The 11,032-nt window shown below is 71.3% G+C and carries 9 protein-coding genes and 1 pseudogene; 1 reads left to right on the plus strand and 9 read right to left on the minus strand.

The window, feature by feature from the left end; translation table 11 throughout:
* Window positions 1–84: 84 nt before the first annotated feature.
* Window positions 85–2,673 (minus strand): aminopeptidase N, encoded by a 2,589-nt coding sequence (gene pepN / locus B7767_RS06705; RefSeq protein WP_085571327.1) that lies wholly within the window; start codon window positions 2,671–2,673, stop codon window positions 85–87.
* Window positions 2,674–2,811: 138 nt separating this feature from the next.
* Between pepN and B7767_RS06710 the strand changes: the two genes are divergently transcribed.
* On the plus strand, window positions 2,812–3,459 hold the full coding sequence (locus B7767_RS06710; protein WP_085571328.1) for a DsbA family protein: 648 nt from the start codon (window positions 2,812–2,814) through the stop codon (window positions 3,457–3,459).
* Between the two features lie 3 nt (window positions 3,460–3,462).
* Here the strand turns inward: B7767_RS06710 and B7767_RS06715 are convergent, their stop codons facing one another.
* The 8 genes and pseudogenes from B7767_RS06715 to B7767_RS06750 form a co-directional block, all read right to left on the minus strand.
* The gene (locus B7767_RS06715; RefSeq protein ID WP_085571329.1) at window positions 3,463–3,705 is read right to left on the minus strand and encodes a hypothetical protein; all 243 of its coding nucleotides are present in this window, start codon (window positions 3,703–3,705) and stop codon (window positions 3,463–3,465) included.
* 231 nt (window positions 3,706–3,936) lie between these two features.
* A complete protein-coding gene (locus tag B7767_RS06720) occupies window positions 3,937–5,316 on the minus strand; it encodes an amino acid permease (RefSeq protein ID WP_085571330.1) in 1,380 nt (459 codons plus the stop codon).
* 120 nt (window positions 5,317–5,436) lie between these two features.
* Window positions 5,437–6,333 (minus strand): TauD/TfdA family dioxygenase, encoded by an 897-nt coding sequence (locus B7767_RS06725; RefSeq protein ID WP_085571331.1) that lies wholly within the window; start codon window positions 6,331–6,333, stop codon window positions 5,437–5,439.
* A gap of 14 nt (window positions 6,334–6,347) precedes the next feature.
* Window positions 6,348–7,688, minus strand: coding sequence for an LLM class flavin-dependent oxidoreductase (locus tag B7767_RS06730; RefSeq protein ID WP_085571332.1), 1,341 nt, complete (start codon window positions 7,686–7,688; stop codon window positions 6,348–6,350).
* 129 nt (window positions 7,689–7,817) lie between these two features.
* Window positions 7,818–8,537, minus strand: coding sequence for an ABC transporter ATP-binding protein (locus B7767_RS06735; protein WP_085571333.1), 720 nt, complete (start codon window positions 8,535–8,537; stop codon window positions 7,818–7,820).
* Window positions 8,513–9,370, minus strand: coding sequence for an ABC transporter permease (locus B7767_RS06740; RefSeq protein WP_085571334.1), 858 nt, complete (start codon window positions 9,368–9,370; stop codon window positions 8,513–8,515). The genes B7767_RS06735 and B7767_RS06740 overlap by 25 nt, the downstream gene beginning before the upstream one ends.
* The gene (locus tag B7767_RS06745) at window positions 9,367–10,431 is read right to left on the minus strand and encodes an ABC transporter substrate-binding protein (RefSeq protein ID WP_085571335.1); all 1,065 of its coding nucleotides are present in this window, start codon (window positions 10,429–10,431) and stop codon (window positions 9,367–9,369) included. The genes B7767_RS06740 and B7767_RS06745 overlap by 4 nt, the downstream gene beginning before the upstream one ends.
* Window positions 10,432–10,642: 211 nt before the next feature.
* A pseudogene (locus B7767_RS06750) lies at window positions 10,643–11,032 on the minus strand (ROK family protein); the annotation flags it as partial.

Here is an 11,032-nt window from a genome sequence, read left to right on the forward strand (position 1 = left end):
GTCGCGGTCCTGGCCGTGCGTGCCGGGGCCCGGTGCGGGGGCAGGCCGTTCCCCTGGCGCGTCACCCGGGCTTCCCGGACGGGTTCAGCCCGCCGCCGCGTCGCAGGCCTGGCCGCGCAGGGCGCGGGCCAGGTCGTCGCGGGACTCCAGGACCAGGCGGCGCAGGGCCGGGGCCGCGTCCTCGTGGGACGTGAGCCACGCGTCCGTCGCGTCCAGCGTCGCCTGCGAGTCCTGGAAGGAGGGGAACAGGCCCCGCACCACGTCCATGCCGATCTGGATCGACCGCCCGGTCCACACCCGCTCGATCGCCGCGAAGTACTTCTCCGCGTACGGTGCGAGCAGCTCCCGCTGGGACGCCTGCGCGAAGCCCGAGATGGTGGCCTCCACCAGCGCGTTGGACAGCGCGTCCGACTCCACGACCTGCGCCCAGCACTGCGCCTTGACCGCCGCCGACGGGCGGGCGGCCAGACAGCGCACGTGGTGCCGCTTGCCGGACGCGGTGTCGTCGCGGGCCAGCTCCTCGTCCAGCCGCTTCTCGTCCGCCACGCCGTGCGCGGCCAGCGGCTCCAGGAACGTCCAGCGCAGCTCCTGGTCCACCTCCAGGCCCGGCAGGGTCACCGTGCCGTCGAGCAGAGAGGTCAGCAGCTCGAAGTCGGCCGGCACACCGGCCACGCGCGCGAAGAACCGTGCCCACGCCAGCTGGTGCTCGCTGCCCGCCTCGGCGGAGTGCATCTGGAGGGAGGCGATCCGGCACAGCTCCCGCCCGGCCTCCGCCCGCCGCTCGGCCGCGGTGTAGTGCACCGCCGCCGACTCCGCCCACGCGTGCAGCATCTGCAGCACGCCGATGTCGGTCTCCCGGCCCGCGAACTTCACCACCAGGCCGATGAACTCCCGGGCCGGCAGCAGTGCGTCCCGCGTCATGTTCCACAGCGCCGACCAGCACAGGGCGCGCGCCAGCGGGTCGGTCATGTGGCCGAGGTCGCGCCGCAGCGCGGCCAGCGAGGTCTCGTCGAACCGCGTCTTGCAGTACGTCAGGTCGTCGTCGTTGACCAGCACCAGGTCCGGTGCCTCGGCGCCCGCCAGCTCCGCCACGACCGTACGCGCCCCCTCGACGTCCGTCTCGGCCTGCGCGTACCGCTCCAGCGCCGGCAGCCCCCCGGCGTCCCCGGTGCGCCGGTACAGGCCCACCGCCACCCGGTGCGGGCGCAGTTCGGGGTGCGACTCGGCGGCCTCCTGCACGATCGCCAGCTCGTCGACCCGGCCGTCCTCACGCAGCAGCACCTGCGGGGTGAGGGAGTTGACGCCGGCCGTCTGCAGCCAGGCCCGTGACCAGGCGGCCATGTCCCGCCCGCTGGTCTCCTCCAGGACCGACAGCAGGTCGCCGAGGCGCGTGTTGCCGTACGCGTGCCGCTTGAAGTAGCGCCGGGCGCCCTCCAGGAACGCGTCCTGGCCGACGTACGCCACCAGCTGCTTGAGCACCGAGGCGCCCTTCGCGTACGTGATGCCGTCGAAGTTGAGCTTGGCGTCCTGGAGGTCGCGGATGTCGGCGGTGATCGGGTGCGTGGAGGGGAGCTGGTCCGCGCGGTACGCCCACGCCTTGCGGCGGTTGGCGAAGGTGATCCAGCCGTCGGTGAAGCGGGTCGCGCCGACCAGCGAGAACGCGCCCATGAAGTCCGCGAAGGACTCCTTCAGCCACAGGTCGTCCCACCACTCCATGGTGACCAGGTCGCCGAACCACATGTGCGCCATCTCGTGCAGGATGACGTTGGCCCGGCCCTCGTACGACGCCCGCGTCACCTTCCCCCGGAAGATGAACTCCTCGCGGAAGGTCACCATCCCCGGGTTCTCCATCGCGCCCAGGTTGTACTCGGGCACGAACGCCTGGTCGTACTTGCCGAACGGGTACGGGTAGTCGAAGTGGTCGTGGAAGAAGTCCAGGCCCTGCTTGGTCACCAGGAACACGTCGTCGGCGTCGAAGTGCGGGGCGAGGCCCTTGCGGCACATCGCGCCGAGCGGGATCCGAAGGCGCGTACCGTCCTCGAGGACCCGCTCGTAGGAGTCGGTCACGTAGTGGTACGGGCCGGCCACCACACACGTGATGTACGTCGAGATCGGCTTGGTCTCCGCGAACCGCCACACCCCGTCGGCGAGTTCGCCGGCCCCGTTGCTCCACACGGTCCAGCCCTCGGGCGCGCGCACCTCGAAGCGGTAGGGGGCCTTGAGGTCGGGCTGCTCGAAGTTGGCGAAGACGCGACGGGAGTCGGCCGGCTCGTACTGGGTGTAGAGGTACACCTCGCCGTCCTCGGGGTCGACGAAGCGGTGCATGCCCTCGCCGGTGCGGGAGTAGGCGCACTGCGCGTCGACGACGAGCTCGTTCTCGGCGGCCAGGTCCTCCAGCAGGATCCGCGAGCCGTCGAAGACCTGGCCGGGGTCGAGGTCCCGCCCGTTGAGGGAGACGGCCGTCACGCCCGGCGCGATCAGGTCCGCGAAGCTGCTCGCGCCCGGCTCGGCGCAGCGGAACCGGACGGTGGTGACGGAGCGGAAGGTGCACGGTTCCCCGCCGCTGTGCTCGCCGACCGCCGAGCGCAGGTCCAGGGACACCTCGTACCCGTCGACGGACAGCAGGGCTGCCCGCTCCCGGGCCTCGTCGCGGGTCAGGTTCTCACCGGGCACGGGCGGACTCCTCATGCGTCGTCGACATGGATGATCAGGACCGATCCTGCCATGCGCTCCTGACGCGGGGCGGGCGGGAATGGCCGGGACCTCTCACGTTGTTCCCGGGGAGGACCTTTTCCTTCTCTGAGGAGCGACATGCCGGACAAGACGACCGCCACGCCCGTCGACTTCTGGTTCGACCCGCTGTGCCCCTGGGCCTGGATGACCTCCCGCTGGGTGCGGGAGGTGGAGAAGGTGCGGGACATCGAGGTCCGCTGGCACCTGATGAGCCTCGCCGTCCTCAACGAGGACAAGCTCGACGAGCTCCCCGCCGAGTACCGCGAGATGCTCGAGGTCAAGGCCTGGGGCCCGGTCCGGGTGGTCATCGCGGCCCAGCAGGAGCACGGCGCGGAGGTGCTCGGCGACCTCTACACCGCGCTCGGCACCCGCATCCACAACCAGGACCAGGGTCCGGGCAAGGAGACGGTCGCCGCCGCCCTGAAGGACGTCGGCCTGCCCGAGTCCCTCATGGAGCACTGGGACTCCACCCCCTACGAGCCCGAGCTGCGCGCCTCCCACAAGGAGGGCATCGAGAAGGTGGGCCAGGAGGTCGGCACCCCGGTCATCGCGGTCCCCGGGCCCGACGGCGAGGAGATCGCCTTCTTCGGCCCGGTCGTCACCCCGGCGCCCAAGGGCGACGAGGCCGCCCGCCTGTGGGACGGCACCCTCGCGGTGGCCTCGGTCCCCGGCTTCTACGAGATCAAGCGCACGCGTACGAAGGGGCCGGACTTCAGCAACCTGTGACGGTCACTCGATCACGGGTACCTTGATCGGCGCGGCGAAGGGCTTCTTGTTGAAGCCCGTGCGCAGGTTGCGGCACTGCTTGCCGGTGCCGGGGTCGAGCACGTTCACACAGAGCCAGAACTCGCCGACCCCGGACCGGCCGAGCCGTTCCTTGAGCCAGTCCTCCTCCTTCTTGTTCAGCTGACGGTGTTGCTGGTCCCCGCCGCAGGTCCAGCAGTAGTCCCTCATCGTCCTCTGTGTCGCCATTGCGCCACCATGGCCCGGATCGCCGCATACCGGAAGCCCCCGCGAGTCCTGTCCCCGCGGGGGCTTCCCTCTTTCCACCTGCCGGGTGAACGGTGAGAAGACGATCACGGGGCAGGGGCACTTATTGCACATTGCTTGCAACTACACGCTAACAGCGGAAAGGGCGGTCCGTGAGTCCCCGGCACGCGAAACGGCCCCCGCGTGTTCACGCGGGGGCCGTCGGGGCGGGCGTCAGCTCCGGTCGCGCGCCCGCTGCCAGGCGTATCCCCCGGCCGCCAGGAGCAGCGTCATGGCGCCCGTCGAGCAGAGCTGCACCCGCGTGTCCGGCTCCCGGGCCATGAGGACGAAGACCGCCGCCATGCCGGCCAGCGCCACCCAGGTCAGCCACGGGAAGGCCCACATCCGCACCGTGAGCCGCTCCGGCGCCTCGCGCTCCAGCCGGCGGCGCAGCCGCAGCTGGGAGACGGCGATGAAGACCCAGACGACCAGGATCACCGCGCCGATGGTGTTCAGCAGCCAGGCGAAGACGTCGTCCGGCCGCCAGTAGCTCAGCAGCACGCACAGGAAGCCGAAGGCCGAGGAGGCCAGTACGGCGATCCGCGGCACCCCGCCCGACACCCGGCCGAGCGCCTTCGGGCCCTGCCCGCGCTCGACCAGCGAGTAGCCGATGCGCGAGGCGCCGTAGATGTTGGCGTTCATCGCGGACAGCAGCGCGACCAGGATCACGACGTTCATCACCTGGTCGGCGCCCGGGATGTCGAGGCGGTTCAGGGCGGCGACGTACGGGCCGTCCTCGACGACCTCCGGGGAGTCCCACGGGACCAGGGTGACGACGACCGCCATCGAGCCGATGTAGAACAGCGCGATCCGCCACATCGCCGTACGGACCGCGCCCGCCACGCCCTTGACCGGGTCCTGCGACTCGGCCGCCACGATGGTCACCGTCTCCAGACCGCCGTACGCGAAGACGGAGGCGAGCAGTCCGATCACCAGGCCCTCGCCGCCGTTGGGGAGGAAGTCGGTGAGGTGGGAGGTGCCCGGGGAGTCCGTGCCCGGCAGCACGCCGGCGATCGCCAGCGCGCCGAGCACCAGGAACAGGGAGATCGCGCCGACCTTGAGGGACGCGAACCAGAACTCGGACTCGCCGAAGTTCTTCACCGCCGCGAGGTTCGTCCCGCAGAACACCACCATGAACAGCGCCACCCACGCCCACTCGGGCGTGCCCGGCAGCCAGCCGGTGACGATCGTCGCGGCGCCGATGCCCTCCAGGCCGACTGCCGTGCACAGCAGCACCCAGAACGACCAGCCGGCGGTGAACCCGGCCCAGGGCCCGATCGCCCGCTCGGCGTGCGCGGAGAAGGAGCCCGACGACGGGTACGCGGCGGACATCTCGCCCAGCATCCGCATCACCAGCATCACCAGGAGACCGGAGAGGGTGTAGGCGACGACGACGGACGGACCGGCGGCGGCGATGGCCGTCCCGGAGCCGACGAACAGCCCGGCGCCGATCACCCCGCCGAGGGCGATCATCGACAGGTGGCGTTGCTTCAGGCCGTGCGAGAGGGAGACGCCGTCCGCCTTCGGGGGCGTCTCGACAGGGGTGCGGGGCATGGGCGCGACTCGTCCAATGCGGGAGACGGCAAAACGTCGCCCAGTCTGGTCGGCCTCCCCGCGTGCACGGGGAGGCCGACCGGCATGTGGACACGTGTCATGCGGAGGGTGACGGTCCGCTTACCCGGCGACCGTCGTGTAGTGCGAGGCGTCCCCCTCGATCGAGTAGGACTCCTTCCCCTCGACGCCGACCGGGATGTCACCGGCGACCGTCACCCGGTGCAGCCGGCGCGGCAGACCGTCGTAGTTGTCGATGGCGTAGTGCTGGGTGATCCGGTTGTCGAACAGCACGAGCTGGTTGGGCGACCAGCGCCAGCGCACCACGTTCTCCGGCCGGGTGACGTAGGCCTGGAGCAGGTCGAGGACCTTGCGGGACTCGCCCCTCGACAGGCCCACGATCCGCTGCGCGAACCCGCCGATGAACAGCCCGCGCTCGCCGGTCAGCGGGTGGACGCGCACCACCGGGTGGACGGTGCGGTACTTGATCGAGCTGAACCGGGCCCGTCGCGCGGCCTCCGCCTCGTCGACGGCCTCCTCGGGGACGGCGTAGTCGTAGTCGTTGGTGTGCTCGGCCCACAGGGTGTCGGCGAGCGCGCGGAGCGGCTCGGGCAGGTCGCGGTAGGCGGCGGCCGAGCTCGCGATCAGCGTCTCGCCGCCGTAGGGCGGGATCGTGATGCTGCGCAGGGTGGTCGCCTGCGGCGGGTTGAGGACGAAGGTGACGTCCGTGTGCCAGTTGTTGGCGGCCCGGCCGCCTTCGCTGTCGACCGGCAGCACGCTCGGGGCGCCGTCCACGGCGGGCACCGTCGGGTGGGCGCCGGTGATGTCGCCGAAGTGCCGGGCGAAGGCCTGCTGGCCCGCGTCGTCGAGGTTCACGTCGTCGAAGAGCAGGGTCTTGTGGACGTTCAGGGCGTCCCGGAGGGCGGCGACGGTCCCGTCGTCCAGCGGCCCGGAGATGTCCACTCCGGAGACCTGGGCGCCGATGTTCGCGGTCACCTTGGTGATCTCGAGGTCGGTCATGGTGCGGGTTCCTCTCAGACGAGGGCGGCGGTGGCGGTCACGTGCTGGTTGGCGGGGCGCGGGAGGCCGTAGCGCTCCCGCAGGGTCTGTCGCGGGCCGTACTCCGTACGGAGCAGGCCGCGGGCGCGCAGGATCGGGACGACGTGGTCGACGAAGGCGTCGAGGCCGGACGGCAGGACGGCCGGCATGATGTTGAAACCGTCGGCGGCGCCGAGGGAGAACCACTGCTCGATGGTGTCGGCGACCTGCTCGGGCGTGCCCGCGAAGGTCAGGTGCCCGCGTCCGCCGCCGAGCCGGCCGATCAGCCGGCGCACGGTGAGCCGCTCCCGCCGGGCCAGCTCCACGATGAGCGTGTACCGGCTCTTGGCACCCTCGATGGCGTCCTCCGGCGGCAGCCCGTCGGGCAGTTCGGCGTCGAGGTCCAGGGAGCCGGGGGCCAGCCGCAGCAGCTCCTCCAGCCTGCGCACCCCGTGCTCGTGCACGATGTGGTCCTCCAGCACCTGCTCCCGGCGCCGCGCCTCCGCCTCGGTGGAGCCGATGACGGGCACGATGCCGGGCAGCACCTTGATGTGGCCGGGGTCGCGTCCGGCCGCCGCGGTACGGGCCTTGAGGTCGGCGTAGAAGGCCTGCGCGCCGGCGAGCGTCTGCTGCGCGGTGAACACCGCCTCCGCGTACCGGGCCGCGAACCGCTTGCCGTCCTCGGAGGACCCGGCCTGGACGAGGAGCGGGTAACCCTGCGGGGTGCGCGGGACGTTGAGGGCGCCTTCGACGCTGAAGTACGTCCCCTTGTGCCGGGGCGGATGGATCCTGGCGTCGTCGCCCCACACCCCGGCCGCCTTGTCGGCGACGATCGTGTCGTCCTCCCAGCTGTCCCACAGCTTGAGGGCGACGTCGAGGAACTCGGCGGCACGGGCGTACCGTTCGGCGTGCGCGGGCTCGGCGTCCAGACCGAAGTTGCGGGCCGCCTCGGCCCCGGCGGTGGTGACGACGTTCCAGCCGGCCCGGCCGCCGCTGATGATGTCCAGCGAGGCGAACCTGCGGGCCAGGTTGTAGGGCGAGTTGTACGACGTCGAGGCCGTCGCTATCAGTCCGATGTGCTCGGTGGCGGTCGCCAGGGCGGTGAGCAGGGTGAGCGGTTCGAGAGCCCCGGCGGGACGCTGGGCGACGGTGTTCCACAGCTGGGGGCCGTCGGCGAGGAACAGCGAGTCGAAGGTGCCCCGTTCGGCGGTCCGCGCCAGCCGTACGTAGTGGTCCAGGTCGACATGGGCGTACGGATCGCTCTCGGGCAGCCGCCAGGAGGCCTCGTGATGGCCGGTGTTCATGAGGAAGGCGTTGAGGTGGAGCTTTCGGGTCATGGGGGTTCCTTGGCCGGTGGGTAGGGGGTGCTGCGACAGCCCGTCCGGGGGCGGGGACGTGGCCCGTTCAGGGCCGGAGCGGGGGCCCGGGGGCGGCGGCCCCCGGCAGGGGGCCGCGGGAACCGGCGTTCACGACACGTCCTCGGTCACACCGAGCGCCTGGAGCAACCGCGCGCGGTACTCGCCGTGGGAGTGGGACCCCTCACGCTCGACCACCAGGTCGAGCCCGATACGCCCCCGCTCGAGAACGAGCACGCGGTCCGCGAGCACGATCGCCTCGTCCACGTCGTGGGTCACCAGGAGCACCGACGGCCGGTGCCGCTCCCACAGCTGCCGCAACAGCGCGTGCATCTTGATGCGCGTCAGCGCGTCCAGCGCCCCGAACGGCTCGTCGGCGAGCAGCAGTTCAGGCTCCCGCACCAGCGACCGGGCCAGAGCCGCCCGCTGCGCCTCGCCCCCGGACAGCTCACTCGGCCAGGCCCGCTCCCGCCCCCCGAGACCGACCTCGAAGAGGGCGGCACGACCGCGCTCCTCCGCGTCGGCGCCGTCCAGCCCCAGCAGGACGTTGGGCAGGACGCGCCGCCACGGCAGCAGCCGGGAGTCCTGGAAGACCACCGACACCCGCTCGGGCGCGGTGAGCGTCCCGCTGCCCGCGACCCCGTGGTCGATCCCGGCGACGGCACGCAGCAGGGTGCTCTTGCCGGAGCCGCTGTGCCCGAGCAGGGCCGTGAACTGCCCGGCGGGGAGGTCGAGGTCGATGCCGTCGAGGACCGTACGCCCCTCGAAGGAGCGGGTCAGACCGCGCAGCCGTACGGTGGGCCGGGTCAGCTGCTCAGTGTGCGGCGCCATGACAGCACCCTCCGTTCGATCAGGCGGACGAGGGTGTCCGAGACGAGGCCGAAGATGCCGTAGACGACGAGGCCGACGAGGATGACGTCGGTCTGGCCGTAGTTCTGCGCCTGGAACATCATGTAGCCGAGTCCGCTGGTGGCGTTGATCTGTTCGAGGACGACCAGGCCCAGCCAGGAGCCGGTCACCCCGAGCCGCAGCCCGACGAAGAAGCCGGGCAGCGCGCCCGGCACGACGACCTGCCGGACGAAGGCGGGCCGGGACAGGCCCTGCACCTCCGCCAGTTCCACGAACCGGTGGTCGATGCCGGACAGCGCGGAGTGCGTGTTCAGGTAGATCGGTACGTAGACGACGATGGCGATGATCGCGATCTTGAACGTCTCGCCGATGCCCAGCCACAGGATGAACAGCGGGATCAGCCCGAGCGTGGGAACCGCCCGGTTCAGCTGCACGCTCCCGTCGATCAGTGCCTCGCCGGTCCGGCTCAGCCCGGAGAACAGCGCGAGGACGATGCCCGCGGTCAGGCCGATCGCGAAACCGGAGCCGGCCCGCTGGAGCGAGGTGAGGATGTCGTCCGGCAGGGTGCCCTCGGTCCACAGCCGGGCCCCGGTCTCCACCACCGTCCAGGGCGCGGGGATCGCGCCGGGGTCCAGCTGTCCGGCGGCGGAGGCGGCGGCCCACAGGACGAGGACGAGCGCGGGACCGAGCAGCCGGGCCGCGGGCAGCGGCCTGCCGGGGGAGAGGCGCCGTCGCCGGCGTACCTGGTGCTCCTCCTCGACGGCGGCGGGCGGTGCGGGGGCGGTCGTGGCGGTGGTCGTGGTCACGGCGGTCACCTCCGGTACTCCTCGGGTACGGCCTCGGCGGCGAGGGACTCGAAGCGCCGGTCGAAGAGCTCGCCGACGTCGAACTTCTTCACGTAGCCGCCCTCCGCCAGCAGATCGGCGGTCTCCTGCTCCCAGGCGATCGCCTCGTCCCAGCTCGGCGGGAACAGCGGCTTGTTGGCCAGCTCGGTGATCGACTCGGCCTGGGCGAGGGTCAGGTTCTGCGTCTTGACGTAGTACTCCTCGTTCCATTCGTCCGGGTGCTCGTACTGCCACACCGCGCCCTTCGCCCAGTACGGGATGTACGCGGCGATCGCGGCGGCCTTCGCCCGGTCGGCCAGCACGGTGGCCGGCGCCCACAGCAGGTTGAGCAGGTCCACCACGTCGGTGGGGACGGTCCGGGCGCCCTTGGACCCGTACTGCTCGAGATAGGACGGCACCTGGGTGTTGCCGAGCGGGGCGATGTCCACCTGCCCGGACTGCAGGGCGGTGAGGAACTGGTTGCTGGTCAGCGGGACCAGTTCGGCGTCGTCGTACTTCAGCCCCGCCTCCTTCAGGGCGCGCAGCAGGACGACGCCCTGGGCCTGGCCCTGGGAGAAGGCGAGCCGCTTGCCCCGGAAGTCCTCGACGGCGCGGATGTCGCTGCCGGGCCTGGTGGCGAAGAGGTAGTTGGGCTTGCGGGTGATGTTGATCGCGACGATCCTCGCGTCGAATCCCTGGTAGTACGCCTGGATCGGTGGGATCCCGGCGTTGTTGGCGAGTTCCAGGGACCGGGCGCGGAAGGCGTTGATGACATCCGGACCGGCCCCGATGTTCAGCCAGTCGCTCACCTCGAAGGGCAGTTCGTCGAGCCCGGCGAGCTCGAGCTGGAGCTGCTGGAAGTTCTGGAACGAGGAGATCTTCAGACTCGTACCGGCGGGGACCTTCTTGGCCAACGGGTCCTTCAGGGACGCCTCGTCGGCCGCGGCGCCGGCTTCGGCGCAGCCGCTCAGCCCGGCCGCGGCGGCGGTGACGCCGAGCAGGGAGGTGAGGAAGAGCCGCCGGCCGACGCCGGACGCTGGGGGTGCGGGCATGGGGGAACTCCCGGAGTTCATGAAAATGACACAGGGCAGGAATGGGCGATGAATTCCGGGCAGGGAAAAGCCACGGAAGGGAATTCACGCAGGAGGGGAGGGACGCTTCGGGTGCTCGCGCGTCAACGTGTCAGCAACAGAGGGTGCGACAGCTCATGACCAGGAGTTTCCTGTCCTCGGGGGAGGTCTGTCAATATTCGGAGTTTCTGAATTAATTCAGTTCGGGTGAAACGCTCAGCGGATCCCGGTAGAGGACGTCGAGAACCACCGATCCACCGGCCACGGCCAGCACGGAATCCGGGAAACTCGTCGGTGCGACCGTAGCCGCCCGCTCCTCGTCGAGTTCGGCGCGCAGCGCGGCGAGGCAGTCCGGCCGGTGGACGACACCGATCTCGGTGACGACGACGCTCTCCGGATTGAGCACGTCGGTCAGCAGCCGCACCGCGCGCCCCGTCATGCGGGCCCGCTCCAGCAGCAGCCGTACGGCCACCGGGTGCCCGGCCGCCGCCGCGTCGACCACCCGCGCCGGGTCGGTGCCGTCGGCGACCCCGGCCTCCCGTGCCCGCCGGCACAGGGTGAGCTCGCTCAACTCCGCCTGGAG

It is taken from the genome of Streptomyces sp. 13-12-16, from assembly GCF_002114215.1.
Classification (GTDB): domain Bacteria; phylum Actinomycetota; class Actinomycetes; order Streptomycetales; family Streptomycetaceae; genus Streptomyces.

What these genes read in the sequence shown, in the direction of transcription:
- B7767_RS06710 (WP_085571328.1), top strand. Translation starts at nt 2,812, where the DNA reads ATGCCGGACAAGACGACCGCCACGCCCGTCGACTTCTGGTTCGACCCG.
- B7767_RS06715 (WP_085571329.1), bottom strand. Translation starts at nt 3,705, where the DNA reads ATGGCGACACAGAGGACGATGAGGGACTACTGCTGGACCTGCGGCGGG.
- B7767_RS06720 (WP_085571330.1), bottom strand. Translation starts at nt 5,316, where the DNA reads ATGCCCCGCACCCCTGTCGAGACGCCCCCGAAGGCGGACGGCGTCTCC.
- B7767_RS06725 (WP_085571331.1), bottom strand. Translation starts at nt 6,333, where the DNA reads ATGACCGACCTCGAGATCACCAAGGTGACCGCGAACATCGGCGCCCAG.
- B7767_RS06730 (WP_085571332.1), bottom strand. Translation starts at nt 7,688, where the DNA reads ATGACCCGAAAGCTCCACCTCAACGCCTTCCTCATGAACACCGGCCAT.
- B7767_RS06735 (WP_085571333.1), bottom strand. Translation starts at nt 8,537, where the DNA reads ATGGCGCCGCACACTGAGCAGCTGACCCGGCCCACCGTACGGCTGCGC.
- B7767_RS06745 (WP_085571335.1), bottom strand. Translation starts at nt 10,431, where the DNA reads ATGCCCGCACCCCCAGCGTCCGGCGTCGGCCGGCGGCTCTTCCTCACC.